The sequence below is a fragment of the Ezakiella massiliensis genome (assembly GCF_059862345.1).
The window spans coordinates 381,050-398,084 of sequence record NZ_JCBCEO010000001.1; the positions used below are offsets into that span (position 1 = coordinate 381,050).

The 17,035-nt window shown below is 32.2% G+C and carries 16 protein-coding genes; 1 reads left to right on the top strand and 15 read right to left on the bottom strand.

Annotated features, from left to right (window positions below; genetic code table 11):
* Window positions 1–43 precede the first annotated feature (43 nt).
* Entirely contained in the window at window positions 44–1,138 is a 1,095-nt protein-coding gene (locus AC6FXG_RS01780) for a tyrosine recombinase XerC (RefSeq protein ID WP_500571322.1), read from the bottom strand.
* A gap of 588 nt (window positions 1,139–1,726) precedes the next feature.
* On the opposite strand from AC6FXG_RS01780, the gene rbr reads away from it, so the two are divergent.
* Entirely contained in the window at window positions 1,727–2,317 is a 591-nt protein-coding gene (gene rbr, locus AC6FXG_RS01785) for a rubrerythrin (protein ID WP_075573627.1), read from the top strand.
* A 49-nt stretch (window positions 2,318–2,366) separates the two neighbouring features.
* Here rbr and AC6FXG_RS01790 read toward each other — a convergent pair whose 3' ends face one another.
* From AC6FXG_RS01790 to AC6FXG_RS01855, 14 genes are all read right to left on the bottom strand, one after another.
* Entirely contained in the window at window positions 2,367–2,858 is a 492-nt protein-coding gene (locus AC6FXG_RS01790) for a ferritin (protein WP_075573626.1), read from the bottom strand.
* Between the two features lie 140 nt (window positions 2,859–2,998).
* A complete protein-coding gene (gene rny / locus AC6FXG_RS01795) occupies window positions 2,999–4,540 on the bottom strand; it encodes a ribonuclease Y (protein ID WP_075573625.1) in 1,542 nt (513 codons plus the stop codon).
* A 58-nt stretch (window positions 4,541–4,598) separates the two neighbouring features.
* A complete protein-coding gene (locus tag AC6FXG_RS01800; protein WP_500571323.1) occupies window positions 4,599–5,279 on the bottom strand; it encodes an ATPase in 681 nt (226 codons plus the stop codon).
* Between the two features lie 11 nt (window positions 5,280–5,290).
* On the bottom strand, window positions 5,291–5,527 hold the full coding sequence (locus tag AC6FXG_RS01805) for a hypothetical protein (protein WP_075573623.1): 237 nt from the start codon (window positions 5,525–5,527) through the stop codon (window positions 5,291–5,293).
* Window positions 5,517–6,968: an AAA family ATPase gene (locus tag AC6FXG_RS01810; protein WP_500571324.1), complete on the bottom strand. Its 1,452-nt coding sequence runs from the start codon at window positions 6,966–6,968 to the stop codon at window positions 5,517–5,519. The genes AC6FXG_RS01805 and AC6FXG_RS01810 overlap by 11 nt, the downstream gene beginning before the upstream one ends.
* Window positions 6,961–7,932, bottom strand: coding sequence for a metallophosphoesterase family protein (locus AC6FXG_RS01815; RefSeq protein WP_500571325.1), 972 nt, complete (start codon window positions 7,930–7,932; stop codon window positions 6,961–6,963). The genes AC6FXG_RS01810 and AC6FXG_RS01815 overlap by 8 nt, the downstream gene beginning before the upstream one ends.
* 8 nt (window positions 7,933–7,940) lie before the next feature.
* Window positions 7,941–8,972, bottom strand: a complete 1,032-nt coding sequence (gene recA / locus AC6FXG_RS01820; RefSeq protein ID WP_500571326.1) for a recombinase RecA — start codon at window positions 8,970–8,972, stop codon at window positions 7,941–7,943.
* Between the two features lie 4 nt (window positions 8,973–8,976).
* Window positions 8,977–9,447: a CinA family protein gene (locus AC6FXG_RS01825; RefSeq protein ID WP_500571327.1), complete on the bottom strand. Its 471-nt coding sequence runs from the start codon at window positions 9,445–9,447 to the stop codon at window positions 8,977–8,979.
* Between the two features lie 5 nt (window positions 9,448–9,452).
* A complete protein-coding gene (pgsA, locus tag AC6FXG_RS01830) occupies window positions 9,453–9,980 on the bottom strand; it encodes a CDP-diacylglycerol--glycerol-3-phosphate 3-phosphatidyltransferase (RefSeq protein WP_075573619.1) in 528 nt (175 codons plus the stop codon).
* Window positions 9,977–11,299 carry a 30S ribosomal protein S12 methylthiotransferase RimO gene (gene rimO / locus AC6FXG_RS01835; RefSeq protein ID WP_500571328.1) on the bottom strand — a complete coding sequence of 441 codons (1,323 nt, stop codon included), beginning with the start codon at window positions 11,297–11,299 and terminating at the stop codon, window positions 9,977–9,979. The genes pgsA and rimO overlap by 4 nt, the downstream gene beginning before the upstream one ends.
* Complete coding sequence (locus AC6FXG_RS01840) at window positions 11,289–13,613, bottom strand: FtsK/SpoIIIE family DNA translocase (RefSeq protein WP_500571329.1); 2,325 nt, start codon at window positions 13,611–13,613, stop codon at window positions 11,289–11,291. The genes rimO and AC6FXG_RS01840 overlap by 11 nt, the downstream gene beginning before the upstream one ends.
* A 4-nt stretch (window positions 13,614–13,617) precedes the next feature.
* The gene (locus AC6FXG_RS01845; protein WP_500571330.1) at window positions 13,618–14,436 is read right to left on the bottom strand and encodes an undecaprenyl-diphosphate phosphatase; all 819 of its coding nucleotides are present in this window, start codon (window positions 14,434–14,436) and stop codon (window positions 13,618–13,620) included.
* Complete coding sequence (dut, locus tag AC6FXG_RS01850) at window positions 14,430–14,867, bottom strand: dUTP diphosphatase (RefSeq protein WP_075573616.1); 438 nt, start codon at window positions 14,865–14,867, stop codon at window positions 14,430–14,432. The genes AC6FXG_RS01845 and dut overlap by 7 nt, the downstream gene beginning before the upstream one ends.
* Window positions 14,860–17,025: a polyribonucleotide nucleotidyltransferase gene (locus tag AC6FXG_RS01855; protein ID WP_500571331.1), complete on the bottom strand. Its 2,166-nt coding sequence runs from the start codon at window positions 17,023–17,025 to the stop codon at window positions 14,860–14,862. The genes dut and AC6FXG_RS01855 overlap by 8 nt, the downstream gene beginning before the upstream one ends.
* Window positions 17,026–17,035 lie beyond the last annotated feature (10 nt).

Sequence of the window (17,035 nt, forward strand, 5' to 3'; positions counted from 1 at the left end):
AAAAGCTGTGTATTTTAATTATACACAGCTTTTAAATTAAAATTTATTCCTTAGGATCGAAATGACTCAGAGGATTTTTTTCTGTAGCTAGTTTTATAATATCAGAATCTAAGTGAGTGTAGATTTGCGTTGTAGCAACATTTGAATGGCCCAAAACTTCTTTAATAGTAAGTATATCAACATCACCATATTTATACATCAAAGTTGCTGCAGTGTGTCTAAGCTTGTGAACAGAATATTTTTCCTCATCTAATCCAGCCATTCGCACACGTTTTTTAACCATTTCTTGGACTGCTGATTTGCTGAGGCGGTTGAACTTGTTTGAAATAAACAGGGCCTTAGTATCTGCTGTTTGCTCATTATTTGGCCTTATTTTTAGATATTCTTCAACAGCATCAAGAGTTGCGGCATTTAAATAAACCTGCCTTTCTTTATTGCCTTTACCAATGATATTAACAGAATTATCCTCGTTAATGCAATCAATATCCAAAGCAACAAGCTCCGATAGTCGTAAACCACAGTTTAAAAAGAGAATTAATATGGCATAATCGCGCTTATTTAGGTATTTGTCTCTACCAGTTTGACCCTCGACGTCTTCACAGGTTTGGAGAAGCTTATAAGTGTCGTTTAAAGTTAAATATACAGGCAATCTGCTATCAATCTTTGGATATTCAAGCTTTAATGTTGGATTATCATCAATAGCATTAATACGCTCGTGTAGGTACTTATAAAAAGATCTTAAGGAAGCGATTTTTCTATACCTAGTTGTAGCTTTGGATTTACCATAATTACTAGCAAAAGCTAAATATGCATCCAAGTCTCTAATATCAACTGAGTTTAATAACTTAGCATCCACATTTGAAATATCAACTTCATCAAAAGGAATATCTTTTAATCTTTCTTTGCGGATGCGCATAAAGCGTAAAAAAGAAATTAAATCATAAGTATATTCACGCACAGTATTTTTAGAATGATTTTTCATAGTTGATATATATGATAAATAATCTTCAAGTATAATTGGTAAAATAATATCATCTATATTATTGATATGGTTATCATTATTAGTAGAATTCGATCCATGTGAATTATTTTCAGCAAATTCTTGGCTAGACTTGATTATATCATTATTAGCGGTCATTTTTTCCTCCCTATATCCTAACCGTACAAAATAGTTATTTTGTACGGTTATTTATTTATCTATTATTATAACTAAATTAGATAATTATGTCAAGCCTTCTCTCCTATTCTATATAAAATGATTCTTTTCAAATCTAATTTTATTTTTAATATTATCTTAGTTTTAAATTTTAATTAGTCAAATTTTTATGATATGTTAATCTATTAATTAATTTCATTTTTCTATTTAAATTTTTTATCTGCATTACTAGTTACTTTTTAGTTATTAAAGCTATAAGCATACAATTGTTAGATTAAATAATAAATAACTACCTGCATCTCCCCTTTTTATAATAAATATAGAACCCTATAAAAAAATCGGCTCTCAGATCCTTTATTTTGCACTTTTTTATATATCCCATATAAAATTCCATTAGATTGGAGGTGAAATTAAAATTTGAGGCATTTAAAGAGTTTTTGCGCCTATAATATATATTATATGAAAAATACAGGCTTTTATTGATAATTATTCCTATTTTTGATTTTTTATGGTATTAAGGTGGCGTGTATGTTATAATATATATACAAACATATTTATAAGGAGGAAAAAATGAAATTAGAAGGCACAAAAACAGCTGAAAATTTACTTAGATCATTCATTGGTGAATGTCAAGCAAAAATGAGATACGAATATTATGCATCTCAAGCAAAGAAAGATGGCTATGTTCAAATTCAGAACATCTTTTTAGAAACAGCTAAAAATGAAATGGCACATGGTAAGAGATTTTACAAATTTTTAACCCAATCAATGCAAGGACAAACATTAGATTTTGGTGATAACAACTCTGAATTTCCACTAGTATTAGGCAACACTCTTGAAAACCTTAAATCAGCTGCAGATGGAGAATTAGAAGAACATTCTGATATGTATCCTGAATATGCTAAAGTTGCTCGCGAAGAAGGATTTGAAAAGATTGCAAAGGTATTTGAAGCAGTAGCAGTTGCAGAAAAGGCTCACGAAGCTAGATACAGAAAATTAATTGAAAACATCGAAGAAGGCAAAGTCTTTAAACGTGGGGAAGTTTATATTTGGAAGTGCAATAACTGCGGTTATTTACACGAAGGAACAGAACCACCAAAGGTTTGTCCAGCTTGTGATCACCCTATTGATCATTTTGAAATATTTGTTGAAAATTATTAATATTTTCTACAAAAAAAGAAGCCCTAAGGCTTCTTTTTTATTTCATTAATTATTCTCTGCTGCCAAGTTCCTTATCAAATAAGTATAGTGAAGCAAATGAATCACCAAGTTGTTCTATTGTGTCACAAATTGTTCTCATTGTGTCTTCTTCTTCTACTTGTTCGCTTAAGAACCATTTTAAGAAATCAGTAACAACATAATTTTTTTCTTTAAGAGCTAATTCATAGATCTTTTCAATTCTTGAAGTAACTTCTTTTTCATGTTCTAGAGCTGTTTTGAAGATTTCTAGCACTGATTTGTATTCTTTCTTAGGTTCTGGAATTGCTTTTAATTCAACTCTTCCATCAATCTTTTCAATGAATTTTTGGAAGCGTTCTGCGTGTTCATATTCTTCCTTAGCTTGAAGATCCATGAAGTGAGCAAATCCTGCCCAATTCTTTTCAGTTAAATCATGAACCATTGCTAGGTATACATATCCACTTTCAATTTCAAAATTATATTGGTCAATTAACGCTTTTACAACATTGTCTGATACTTTCATTAATCTAATCCTCCTTATATTGTATCTTATGTAATGATACATTTATTATCATCACATAATTTAATATACCCCATTAAGTAAAGAATATAACATCAATTTTTGAAAAATAAAAAACCTGTGTAATTAAACACAGGTTTAAATTATTTTGCAAGATCTGATTTTCTAACTTCTTTAATAACGTTGACTTTAATTTGTCCTGGATATTGCATTTCATCTTCAATCCTCTTTGCAATATCGTGGGCCATTACAGTCATCATATCATCGGTTACTTGATCAGGTTTTACTAAAATTCGAACTTCTCTTCCAGCTTGAATTGCAAAACTTGATTCAATTCCATCAAATGAATTTGCAATTTCTTCGAGCTTTTCTAAGCGTTTAACATAGCTATCAAGGGTTTCTCTCCTAGCTCCAGGTCTAGCTGCTGAAATAGCATCTGCTACTTGAACTATAAAAGCTTCTACTGTTTGAGGCTCAACATCAAAGTGGTGAGCTTCAATACAATGAATTACTTCTTTTGATTCTTTGTAGCGTTTAGCCAAGCTTACACCTAGTTCTACGTGAGTTCCTTCAAGTTCTCTATCGACTGATTTACCTACGTCGTGAAGCAAACCACCTCTTCTAGCTATCTTAGTATTAGCTCCGATTTCTTGAGCAATTAGATAAGCTAAATTAGCAACTTCGATGGAGTGTTCAAGAACATTTTGCCCGTAGCTTGTGCGGTATTTTAATCTACCTAAATACTTTTGAAGCTCTGGATTTATACCGTGAACATTGGTTTCAAGTGTTGCTCTATTCCCTTCTTCAACAATAACCTTATTGATTTCTTGTTTGGATTTTTCGACAACATCCTCAATCCTTGCTGGGTGGATTCTTCCATCTTGAACAAGCTTTGTTAAAGCAACTCTGGCAATTTCCCTTCTAACGGGATCAAAGCTAGATAAAACTACTGCACCTGGAGTATCATCAATAATCAAGTCAACTCCTGTAAGACTTTCTAAAGCTCTAATGTTTCTGCCTTCTCTTCCGATGATTCTACCCTTCATATCATCATTTGGAAGGTCAACGACAGTTACTGTAGTCTCACTTACATAGTCAGATGCAATTCTTTGCATAGCTTGGGATAAAATCTCTTTAGATTTTTCTTCACTATACTCTTTAATCTCATCATCCATCTTTTTGATCCTAAGAGCTTTTTCTTGGATTAGATAACTCTCTAATGCGTCTACTAATTCTGCCTTAGCCTCTTCTTTGCTTAAACCAGCTACCCTTTCAAGTTCATCCGATTGTTTTTGTACTAAATTTTCTGCCTGCAGATTTTTTTCATCTGCTTCTTTAAGTTTGTTATTTAACTTTTCCTCTTTTTTCGATAACGAATCATATTTTTTATCAAGGTTTTCTTCTCTTTTAATAAGTCTCTTTTCTGTTACAGCGACTTCAGATCTTCTATCCTTGATTTCTTGATCCAATTCTTCTCTTGATTTCTGAATTTCTTCTTTAGCTGAAAGCACCATTTCCTTTTGAATGGATTCGCTTTCTTTTTTTGCGTCTTCAATTAATTTTTCTGAATATTCTTCCGCAGAACCAATTAATTTTTCGCTATTTCTTTTGCGAAAGTAATAACCTGCGAAACAAGAAACTACCGAAAAAAGGATGAGTAATATGATAAAATATGGTATCGGCATAAAACTCTCCTTTCTATTAAATTTTTCAAGTTCTATATATATTGTATAGCTTTTTTAATCAATTGTCAATGATTAAAGCGTTTTTATCTGAATTAAAATCCTTTATTATTTCAGAAGTCATATTGTTTTTATCAACTGTAAATATACTATCACCGATATTTGATAAATAAGCATCGTGAGTGACCATTATTATTTGCCGGTCAAAGTCTTTTGAAAACTGTTTTAAAAACAAGCCTACATTACCAATGTAATCTAAACTTACATATTTGGCTGGTTCATCAAAAACAAGTGGGCCAAAACTATTTTCCCCATATAAAAGTTGATTAATAGCAATTCTCAGTCCAAGAGCAACTATATCAACAACTCCCCCGCCCCTGGATTCAGTTGGAAGAGTAAGATTTGACTCATCTCCTTTTTCATCAGTTAAGTAAAACTCAATCTGTGGAGTTTTCCTGTCTTCAAATTCTTTGATTATAAACTTCATATCATTCATAAATACATCTCTAAGACAGGCCGTTACAATGTTTTCACACGTATTAATAGCATGTGCTCTGGCCTTTCTTGATGCAGTTTTTATTAGGATACTAGCAGCTTGATTTAATGTAATTTCTTCCTCAAGCTCAGAGATTTTAGTGTTTAGAAAATCATTTTGCTCTATTAAATTATCCCTCTGTGCTTTTTTTATGCTTATTTCATCTGATTTGCTATCTACATAGCTAATAATAGTAGAAACATCCATTATCTATCACTTTATATATCCTTTGGCATTAGTTCTTTGCATTCTAAGATCAGCTTATTAATCTCACTCTCAAGGCTTTTAATGTCATCCTCTAGGCTTTCAGGAGTTGATCCAGCATCAATAATTTCTTGCGTAAGTTTTTCTTTCTGAATTTTTAATGACTCCATTCTACCCAAAGCAGTATCCCTTTTTGACTGAGCTCTCTCTAGTTGGTTTTTAATTTCTAATAATTCCTCATCATATTTCATAATAAAACTCCTTTTTTATATTTTCTAAATGTTTATTATCAATATCTGATCCGCATAAAGGACATTTTTTGTACAAGGATATAAGTTCAATATACTTATTGACCTTCTCTTCTATACCTAAATTTGTAGCATTTAGGTCTTCTTCAAGAATTGAATATTCTTTATTATTGTCTAGTAATTGTTCATATAAATTTTTTAGCATATTAGAATTATCCTTAAGTTTATCAGCATTCCCATAAAGACTCTTAATATAATCTATATCTGAAGACTCAATTTCTCTCAAAATCGTTTTTTCTTCATTATTATATAGATTCATTTTTTTATCTTGATCTTTATATAAGTAATATTTATTTTTTAACTCTGTAATATTTAAAATATTACTTTTTATGGTTTCTATTCCTGATGTTTTTGTAATAATATCATTCGATAATCCTATTTGTTTAATATTTTCTAACAGTTTAGTTAATAAAATCGTTTTGCCGGAGTGTTTATTGATTGTAAATACTAGCTTTTCATAAATCGATTTATATTTATCTATATAGGCTAAGGAAGATATAATATTATCTAAATCTTTTTCTTCGGCCAAAATATTTCTATATTTTAACAAAAATTCATTTTTAGATTTTAATTTGTTGTTATTTTCGATAATAAATGTTGCAACTTCTAAAGACTTATCTAGATTATCAAATTTATTAATATAGTCCACACCAATACTAATAGATTTCTCAACATCATTTATATAGTTATTTAAATAATTGTACTTATCAAGTTTTTGACTCAGTTCTTTTATATTTTCTAACTTAGATTTTAACAAATTAAAATTAGCTATCTCTGTATCAAGGTTTTCAAATTCTTTTAATTTATTATTGTTAGTTATCAACTCTTCTTCAAATCTTTTTTTTGCCTGATTTGCTTGTTGTTCGTTCTGATTTGCCCGCCTAATAGCGTCATCAAGTATGTTAACATTTGATATATAGCCAATGGACTTTGCCTTTTGGGCAGGACTATCATTTAGCATAAATGCACCATCATGTTGATTTTGAAAATTAATCATTATAGGGTCATTATTCTCTGAAAATTTTACCTTTCTAACTCCTGTTATTTTCATAACTTCTTCTGGTACATCTGATCCGATTCCATAATAATATTCTATTTGGCCATCAACTTCAATTTCATAACCATTATCTTTTTTATTTCTTATTCTTCTTACTATTGTACCATCATCATATGTTAACTCAACTGATACTGCATCTGTGCCATTTCTAATGAAGTCTGTGCCCCTAGGTTCGTTAAAAAACACCCACCTAAGTGCTCTAATAACAGCAGATTTTCCAGAGTCTGTTCGTCCAACTATTACATTAACACCAGGATCGAGCTTTATAATTGAATTCTCGTGCGATTGAAAATTATTAATTTTAATTTGTGCAATTTTTCTATACATTTAACTCGACCTCTTCAATTAGCTTTAGAGCATGATTCCTAACATTGATATCTATGTTTTCATCTTTTGCAACATTTTCAATTATCTTTCTAACACTTACATATTCACTATTTGCGTTACTTTCAATAAGGGACTTTAAAGATTGATATTCTATCTTTTCAGACTTCTCTTTTTCTAGCATAGTCCTATCAAGAACATCTTCACCTGCTGGAGCAGATTTTAAATATATATCTCTAATTATCGGTTCACTTCCCTTTTCTAGTTCAATTATGACTACCTTAGGTTTGCGTGAAATTTCAACTTTAGACGCAGACATACGAGCAACGCTGCCTGGATTATAAAAATATTTTCCATCAATTTTTTGTAAAGGAAATCCTGTATGATAATGGCCAGATAAGGTTATATCCGCTTTTGTATCTTTGATTTGCTCTACTAGCGTATGGTCAATCATTTTAAAAGGTTTATCTATAAGCATGCCATGGGCAAAAGTAATAGAAAAATCTGCTTTTTTTGTGTCCATGATATATGATTTTTTCCCACTTTCAGTATCTAGATCAAAAGTATATGGAACAAAGTTCATTTCCAAAGAGGTACCATCTTTTGAAAGAAATACAGGGTATTTGCCCATCATAATATTAATTACATGTAAATCTTCTAATAATGCTAATACAGTCCTATTAATGCTATTTAAATTGTATGCATAGATATCATGGTTTCCGGGAACCAAAAAAATGGGCTTTTCAAAGCTTAGCAAAACTTTATTAAAAGCCCTCATAGTTAAAATTGGTATGTCCGGCCTATCGACAATATCTCCTCCATGGACATAAAAATCGACATCTTCTTTGTGTCCAATCTCAGAAATTTCGCTAAATTTATTTAGTAAAGTTTCCTGATAATTGTCGATACGGCTAGACGGATTATTTGATCTAATATGTGTATCTGTAAAATACAATAGCTTAATCATGTTTGATTTTATTGATCAGCTTCTTTTGGTTCATTTAGGTTAGTATCCATTTGAGCAAGGCCATAGGCTGCTCTAATTTGTGCATCAAGTTGCTTCATTATCTCTGGATTTTCTTTTAGCCAAGCTTTTGCGTTTTCAGCTCCTTGACCAATATTATCCCCTTCATAGGAGAACCAGCTTCCACTCTTTTTAATGAGATCATTTTTTACTGCAACTGTTAAAATATCGCCAGCTTTTGATATTCCTTCGCCGTACATAATATCAAATTCAGCAGTTTTAAATGGAGGTGCAACCTTGTTCTTAACAACTTTAGCAACTGTCCTTGAACCAATAAATTCATCTTTATCTTTAATAGTTTCTTTTCTTCTAACTTCAATTCTAACAGAAGAATAGAATTTTAAAGCTCTTCCACCAGTAGTTGTTTCTGGGTTACCAAACATAACGCCAACTTTTTCACGAACTTGGTTAATAAATACACAAGTTGTTTTTGAAATGTTAATAGCGCCAGCTAATTTTCTCATAGCCTTACTCATAAGTCTAGCATGAGCGCCTATTTGTAAGTCACTCATTTCTCCATCTATTTCTACCTTAGGAACAAGTGCAGCAACTGAGTCGACTACGATTAAATCAACAGCTCCACTTCTAACTAGAGACTCCATTATTTCAAGGGCTTGTTCACCATAGTCAGGTTGGGATACTATAAGGTTATCGATATCAACACCTAATTTTTGTGCGTATTCAGGGTCTAGAGCATGCTCAGCGTCAATAAAAGCAGCTACTCCACCTAGTTTTTGAACTTCTGCAATCATATGCAAACTAACTGTTGTTTTACCTGATGATTCAGGGCCATAAACTTCAATAATTCTACCTCTAGGAATACCACCGATACCTAAGGCAATATCTAAATCAATGCTACCAGTTGGTATAGCGGCGACTTTCATAGAGTTTTTTTCTCCAAGTCTCATTACAGAGCCTTTACCAAACTGTTTAGTTATGTCCGCTAATGCCTTGTCGAGTGCTTTTTGTTTTTCTTCGTTCATTACTCTACACCTCTCTAATAATACTTAATAATTTCTCTAAAACTGTCTTACTTGCAGTTAACCTAACCATATTTCTTGAAAGAGAAAGATTCATCTCTAAATTATAAACTTTTTTATCATCTGCTATAGACACAAATACATGACCCGCTTCTTCATCTGGACCTGCATATCCAGTTGTACCAATGCCAAAGTCAGAAGCAGTTTTATTTCTGATTTGTATAGCCATTTGATTAGCAACATTTTTACTTACAACTCCATGAGTTTCTATATAATCTCTTGGTATGCCTAAAAACATTGTCTTGGCTTCCACCATATATGTGACTGCCCCACCATATAAAACATTTGATGCACCAGGAATTCTGGCTATAGACGAAGCAATAAGACCTGCTGTAAAACTCTCTGCAGTTGAAATTGTCAATTCTTTTTTGATTGCTATATCAACAATCTCCTTACATAATAAATCTAAATCATACATTGTATTTATTTTAAAACCTCAATGTTATCTTTAATATAAACTATAAAAGATACAACCGTCATTACAACACTTAAATAAATTGTAATTACACCAATACTCAGAAGTTGATTAAAGTCCCCGCCTATAGCAATTAAAATCATTGCAATTCCAATAAACTGTAAGGCTGTTTTTATCTTTCCAGTTTTTCCTGCAGCGATTGTAACTCCCCTGTTGGCAGCCACTAATCTAAATCCGCTAACAGCAAACTCTCTATAAATTACAATTATAACTGGCACAGCAGGTAAAATCTCACTTTCCAAAAAAAGAATAAGAGCAGTAATTGCCAGTATTTTATCAGCAAGTGGATCAATAAATTTACCAAAAGCTGTTATCTGATCGTTTTTACGAGCAAGGTATCCATCAAGCATATCAGTAAGCGATGCAATGATAAAAATTATTGCAGGGGCATAAGTATTTGGATACATATAATATAAGACGATTAGAACAGGTACTAAGAACATCCTAGCTATTGTGATCTTATTTGGTAAATTCATTTTTTCAACACCAACTTTCCATATAAATCGTAACTATCGTTACCAGTAATAATTATATCATAAAACTCGCCAATATTCAGAGCTTTATCTTTATTTATATATATTAAACCATCAATACCGGGTGCATCCATATAAGTTCTGCCTATATAAGCATCCTTTGTTTCATCTTCAATCAAACAATTAAAAGTTAAACCAACTTTCTCAGAAAGTTTTCTTTCAGAAATTTCAGCCTGTAGAAGCATAAGCTCTTTTTGTCTTAATAGCTTATCATCTTCACTGATCTTGTCACCATATTTGTAAGCCCTTGTTCCCTCTTCTAAGGAATAACAAAATGCACCTATTCTATCAAGCTTATACTCTTCAATAAACTCTTTTAATTCTTCAAACTCTTCTCTGGTCTCGTTATAAAAGCCAACAATAAATGTAGATCTGATAACAATATTCGGTATCCGCTCTCTTAACTTAATAATCAAATCACAGATACTTTTCTTATCAGTATGGCGATTCATTGCTTTTAAAACATCGTCAGATATATGCTGCAAAGGCATATCAACATATTTAACGACCTTGTCACATTTAGCTATTGAATCTATTAATTCATCATAAAAGCCTTCTGGATACATATATAAAATTCTAATCCAATGAAGAGCTTCTACTTGATTTAACTCATATAATAATTCATGGAGCATTGGCTTACCGTAAATATCTGTTCCATATTCACTAGTATTTTGTGCGATTAATATAAGTTCTTTTACGCCATTTTGAGCTAAAAATCTAGCTTCATTTAAAATGTTTTCAATTGATCTAGACCTCATTCGGCCACGTAGAGATGGTATTACGCAATAAGCACAATGATTGTTACAGCCTTCTGAAATTTTAATGTATTGAGTCACTTTAAAATCATTTCTTGATGCATTTTCGGTGTAAGGAGCATTTATCGACCCTACATAAGCTTTGCGTTCACCATTTACAGTAGAATCTAAAATTTCATTTATATTTGATATCTGACCAGTTCCTATAATCCCATCAATTTCTTCCATCTCATCGAGCAATTGATCCGGATATCTTTGTCCCAAACAGCCAGCAACTAATAAATATTTAAAGGTCTGATTTTTTAATTCTCCAAGCTCAATAATTGAGTTAATAGACTGCTCTTTTGCATCTAATATAAAACTGCAGGTATTAATTATAACAATATTAGCTTCATCAAAATTTTCGGTATGCTCGTATTTATTTTTATCCAAAAGAGAAATCATGCATTCTGTATCAATATCATTTTTAGAGCATCCCAATGTAAGAAAATAAACTTTATTTATCATCGTCTTTACTTTCCTTTCCATTAAGGACTTCATCTATTTGATCTAAAGATATCAAAACTTTTCTTGGCTTGCTGCCTTCACTAGGACCAACTATACCTAACTCTTCCATTCGATCTATAATTCTAGCTGCTCTTGAGTATCCTATTCTTAATTTTCTTTGTAAATAAGAAATTGAACCCTGATTATCTTTTACGACTAAAATTACAGCATCTTCAAATAATTCGTCAAAGAAATCTGATTCGCTTGGATCTGGGGCATTGTGTACCTCATCTACTACATCTTTATCATATTTTTGACTGTCATTATTAACTTTAATAAAATCAATGATATTTTCGATTTCCTTATCTGATACAAATGTGCCTTGAATTCTCATCGGACTTGATGCGGAACCTGGTAGGAAGAGCATGTCTCCCCTACCTAAAAGTTTTTCAGCTCCTGCCATATCCAAAATCGTTCTCGAGTCGATTTGAGATGATACTGCAAAGGAAATTCTTGATGGAATATTCGCTTTAATAGTACCAGTGATAACATCAACAGAAGGTCTTTGAGTGGCAACAATTAAGTGCATGCCAGCAGCTCTAGCCATTTGTGCAAGTCTAGCTATAGATTCCTCTACTTCCTTACCGCTTACCATCATTAAGTCTGCTAATTCATCTATAATTATAACAATTTTTTTAAGGACTTCTGCATCTTCACTTTCCTTGGCCTTTGCATTATAACCTTTAAAATCTCTAGCTCCCATTTTTGCAAAGAGTCCATATCTTCTTTCCATTTCTGTTACTGCCCAATCTAAAGCAACACTTGCCTTTCTAGAGTCAGTAACAACAGGTATCAATAGATGAGGAATGTTATTATATACGCTTAATTCAACAACTTTTGGGTCAATTAGAATAAACTTAACTTCTTCAGGAGTTGAATGATAAATTATGCTTAAAATAATTGAGTTTATACAAACCGACTTACCAGATCCAGTTGCACCTGCAATTAACAAGTGTGGCATATCTGATATTGAAGAAACAATTGTTTTACCAGTGATATCCTTACCTAATACTAGAGGAAGTTCATCTTTAGAGTTTATAAATTCATCGGTTTCCAAAATTTCACGTAAGAAAAGAGTTTCCTTTACATCATTAGGCGTTTCTATTCCAACTCTGTTTTTACCTGGAATTGGAGCAACAATTCTGATATCTTTGCTTTCTAATGCCATAGCTAGGTCATCTTGAAGGTTTACAATCCTGCTTATTTTAACACCTGTTGCTGGCTTAAGCTCATAGCAAGTAATAGTTGGCCCTCTGTTAATGCTTTCTACACTAACTTCAATTCCAAAACTAGCCAATGTATCTTCTATAATTTTAGATTTTCTAGCAATAATATCTTTGTTTATAGCAGCTTTACCTTGTGGCAAAGATAGAAGTTCCAGTGGAGGAAATACATAAGCATTTTCTTCTTTGGTCTCATCCTCAGGTAAGACAGAAAACTGGTCAATTGGATCTTGACCCTTTGTTTTAATAGTCTTAGTATATATTGGAATCTTCTTCTCTTCTGATCCATCATTAACATCTAAATTAAGGTCTTGGACTGCTGTATTTTCTCCATCAATATTTAAAATTTTATCAATATTCTTAGAAACACTTGGCTCTTCTTCATTAAAGACAATATCATCATTAAAGTTATTTTCAAGTTCTAAAGCTTTTCCTGGATCTTTAACAATCCTAGCCCTGTCTTTAACATTATTAACTGATTTCTTAATTTTGTTTTCAATTTTTTCAGCTATGACATCTGTACCATCAATAACATCTTTCTTTTGTACAGAGAACGATAAAAATATTGCAACAAATACAAGTATTGTCGATAGCAAATAGGCTCCAAAATCTCCAGCGATTTGCCTTACCGGGTGAGAAAGTATGACACCAATCCAGCCTCCCCCTTTAAAGTCATTTGATAGCTTTAGGGCCTGATTAAAGTGATCTCCAAAATCATTGTATTTAATTTGAATAACGTCAAATAAAATTATTAAAGCAAAAAAAATAAATAAAGTTGGGACTATATACTTCCTTCTATTTTTTCTCATGCTTGGAAATAAAAAGCAAAATGAAAAATATAATAGCATAAAAGGAAGTACCCTGCCCATAAAGCCAAATACTCCTTTTAGAAAATTGTTTACATACCTACCAATAATTCCTGTTTTCGGTATAAGCATGAATAATATTAAAAATAAACTAAGTAAAAAAATAGATATCCCAAGATAAATAATTTTTTGTTGGTTATTAAGTTTTTTAGATCTCGATCTAGTGTTTTTACTCCTTGTTGCCATTAAATCACCCTATTATAAACGTAATTATTGAAATAAATAATAAATAAATTGAAAAATAAGACATTTTGTTTTTGTCTAATAAACTTAGTAAAAATTTAATTGCTATAACGCCAACAATCATTGAAGTTATCATACCAACAATAATATTTAAACTAAAACTAACTTCAGCACCTGACTTTAAAGCATCTTTAAGGCCAAATAAAAATGCACCAAAGGTAGCAGGTAAACTAATTAAAAACGAAAATTTAGCAGCTTCATTTTTATCTAAGTCTAAGATAGTACCAGCAAAAATTGTTGATCCACTCCTACTTATTCCAGGCATTATTGCAAGGCCTTGTACCATACCAATACCAATAGCAGATAAATAATTTAAGCTATGTGCAGACTTCCCTTTTCCTTTATATTTGTCAGTTACAAATAATAGGATAGCTGTTATTAAGAACATAAGGGAAATTGATTTTAAATTTGTGTAATATACCTTAAAAACATCTTCAAAGCATAGTGCAATGATAGCAGTTGGTACAGATGCTACAAGTATTAACAAAGCTAATTTTTGGTAAGAATTAATTTTAAACTTTTCCCTCTTTATTAGCATATAAATCATTTTAAAAAATTCAATTATTATATTTTTTATATCATTGAAAAAAACAATGAAAACGGAAATAAAAGTTCCAAAGTGAAGCATCTGCGCAACAAATAAACCTGGTTCTTGTATATTTAAAAGTTTTTCAAACACAACCAAGTGACCAGAGCTTGAAATTGGCAAAAATTCTGCCACACCTTGGATTATTCCCATTAATATCATCTTTAGAAATTCTAACATATTCCTGTTGAACCAAATCCTCCATCACCACGTTCTGTCTTGGATAAATCATCAACCAATTCAAAATCAATGGTTTCATATTTGTTTAGAACCATCTGTGCTATTCTATCGCCATTATTGACGACAAAATCTTCTTTGGATAAATTAACCAAACCCACACCAATTTCTCCTCTGTAGTCAGCGTCGATAGTTCCTATTCCATTTATAAGGCAAATACCGGACTTGATTGCAAGCCCAGATCTTGCTCTTATTTGTATCTCATAGCCTACAGGTATTTCAACATAAATACCTGTAGGTATAAGCTTAAATTCACCAGCTTTAATAATGACAGTCTCGTCTAAGAAAGCTCTTATATCCATACCAGCTGAACCGCTTGTTGCATACTGAGGAATATCATTATTACTCTTGTTTACAATTTTGACCTTAGTCATTTTTGCTCCTGTCTCTGGTGTATCTTTGTCTTCTGTGTTGTTGACCTTCAGATTTCTCTTGATTTTCATCACTATCTGAATCCTTTAGTAAAACTTTCCTAGAAAGATCTATTTTACCGTCATTATCAATGCCAATTACCTTAACTGTAACTTTATCACCGGTCTTTAGTATATCTTCAACTTCATTAATTCTCTTATTATCAATTTGGGAAATGTGCAGTAGGCCTTCCTTGCCATTTAAAACGTCAACAAATGCGCCAAATTTCATAATTTTTGTTACGGTACCTTCGTATACTTCGCCAACTTCGACATCTTTGATAATATTTTCAATAATTGATTTTGCTTTTTCTCCCATTTCGGAATCAACACTTGCAATGATTACTGATCCATCATCTTCAATGTCAATCTTTACACCAGTTTCGGCGATAATTTGATTAATAACTTTTCCGCCAGGCCCAATAACTTCTCTGATTTTATCAGGATGAATTGACATTTGAATAAGCCTTGGAGCGTATTTTGAAATTTCCTTACGAGGCTCTGCAATTGCACCATGAATTACATCAAGAATTTGCATCCTTGCCACTTTAGCTTGTGCAAGAGCCTTTTCTAATACAGATCTATCGATACCTGATATTTTAATATCCATTTGAAGAGCAGTAATACCGTCACGAGTACCTGCAACTTTGAAGTCCATATCTCCAAGATGGTCTTCTAGTCCTTGAATATCAGTTAAAATAACTTTTTTACCGTCATCTCCTGAAATAAGGCCCATAGCAATACCAGCAACTGGTTTTTTAATCGGTACACCTGCATCCATAAGAGCGAGTGTTGAACCGCAAACACTAGCTTGTGAGCTGGATCCATTTGAACTCAATACTTCAGATACAACTCTAATTGTGTATGGGAATTCTTCTTCTGAAGGAAGCACAGGGATTAAAGCCCTTTCTGCTAAGGCACCATGGCCAATTTCTCTTCTGCCAGGAGATCTTAATGGTCTGGTATCCCCAACGCTATATGGTGGGAAGTTATAGTGGTGAATATATTTTTTCTCATATTCATCAAGCATCCCATCAATCACTTGAGCGTCGTCACTTACTCCAAGTGTTGCAACGCTTAGTACCTGTGTTTGTCCACGTTTAAATAAACCTGAACCGTGTGTTCTAGGAAGGATTCCTACTTCAGCACTCAGCGGTCTAATTTCATCAAATGCTCTTAAATCAGGGCGTATTCCATCTACTAAAATTTGACAACGTACTTCATTATATTGTAATTGATCTATGGCGGCACTTATACTTGCCCTATCATCAGGAAATTCTTCTCCCATTTCATCTTTTATTCTATCAATTAATTCTGATGATTGTTTGAGTCTTTCCATTTTGTCTGGATGATTCATAGCTTGAATCATAGCTTCTCTATAATTTGAATTTATCTTTTCTTCTACTTCTTTTTTAACTTCGAATACAGTATATTCTTGTTTTTCTTTGCCAACTTCTCTAGCAATCTCAGAAATAAATTCAGTAATTTTTTTAATCTCATCATGGGCTTTTAAAATAGCTTCAAGAACTACATCTTCACTTAATTCATTAGAACCAGATTCAACCATCATAATAGCTTCATGTGTTCCAGCAACAGTTAGATTTAAATCGGATTTCTCTAACTCATCAGCTGATGGATTTACAACATATTCATTATTGATGTATCCCATTTGAACTGCAGCAATGGGCCCATTAAAAGGAATATCAGAAATGCTAAGCGCAATGCTAGATCCAATCATAGCAGCAACTTGGCTTGAACAAGTTGGATCATTCGATAATAGACTTGCAATGATTTGAACATCGTTTCTATATCCCTCTGGGAAAAGTGGTCTCAAAGGCCTATCAATTAATCTTGCAGTCAAAATAGCATGCTCACTTGGTCTACCTTCACGCTTAATAAATCCTCCAGGGATTTTACCTGCAGCATAATATTTTTCTTCGTATTCAACGCTTAGAGGGAAAAAGTCAATACCCTCTCTTGGTGTTTTTGAGCTTGTAGCAGTTACAAGTAATACTGTATCTCCATATCTTACAAAACATGCGCCGTTTGCTTGCTCTGCATACTTTCCAATCGATACAGATAATTCTCGACCCGCTAGGTCGGTTTTAAAAATTCTTTCCATCTTTCCTCCT

Bases quoted from the DNA above. Each gene is read 5' to 3' on its own strand.
- AC6FXG_RS01810 (WP_500571324.1), bottom strand. From the start codon at position 6,968: ATGTATAGAAAAATTGCACAAATTAAAATTAATAATTTTCAATCGCAC.
- dut (WP_075573616.1), bottom strand. From the start codon at position 14,867: ATGACTAAGGTCAAAATTGTAAACAAGAGTAATAATGATATTCCTCAG.
- AC6FXG_RS01805 (WP_075573623.1), bottom strand. From the start codon at position 5,527: ATGAAATATGATGAGGAATTATTAGAAATTAAAAACCAACTAGAGAGA.
- recA (WP_500571326.1), bottom strand. From the start codon at position 8,972: ATGAACGAAGAAAAACAAAAAGCACTCGACAAGGCATTAGCGGACATA.
- AC6FXG_RS01845 (WP_500571330.1), bottom strand. From the start codon at position 14,436: ATGTTAGAATTTCTAAAGATGATATTAATGGGAATAATCCAAGGTGTG.
- pgsA (WP_075573619.1), bottom strand. From the start codon at position 9,980: ATGAATTTACCAAATAAGATCACAATAGCTAGGATGTTCTTAGTACCT.
- AC6FXG_RS01815 (WP_500571325.1), bottom strand. From the start codon at position 7,932: ATGATTAAGCTATTGTATTTTACAGATACACATATTAGATCAAATAAT.
- AC6FXG_RS01790 (WP_075573626.1), bottom strand. From the start codon at position 2,858: ATGAAAGTATCAGACAATGTTGTAAAAGCGTTAATTGACCAATATAAT.
- rimO (WP_500571328.1), bottom strand. From the start codon at position 11,299: ATGATAAATAAAGTTTATTTTCTTACATTGGGATGCTCTAAAAATGAT.
- AC6FXG_RS01855 (WP_500571331.1), bottom strand. From the start codon at position 17,025: ATGGAAAGAATTTTTAAAACCGACCTAGCGGGTCGAGAATTATCTGTA.
- AC6FXG_RS01780 (WP_500571322.1), bottom strand. From the start codon at position 1,138: ATGACCGCTAATAATGATATAATCAAGTCTAGCCAAGAATTTGCTGAA.
- AC6FXG_RS01800 (WP_500571323.1), bottom strand. From the start codon at position 5,279: ATGGATGTTTCTACTATTATTAGCTATGTAGATAGCAAATCAGATGAA.
- AC6FXG_RS01825 (WP_500571327.1), bottom strand. From the start codon at position 9,447: ATGTATGATTTAGATTTATTATGTAAGGAGATTGTTGATATAGCAATC.
- rbr (WP_075573627.1), top strand. From the start codon at position 1,727: ATGAAATTAGAAGGCACAAAAACAGCTGAAAATTTACTTAGATCATTC.
- rny (WP_075573625.1), bottom strand. From the start codon at position 4,540: ATGCCGATACCATATTTTATCATATTACTCATCCTTTTTTCGGTAGTT.
- AC6FXG_RS01840 (WP_500571329.1), bottom strand. From the start codon at position 13,613: ATGGCAACAAGGAGTAAAAACACTAGATCGAGATCTAAAAAACTTAAT.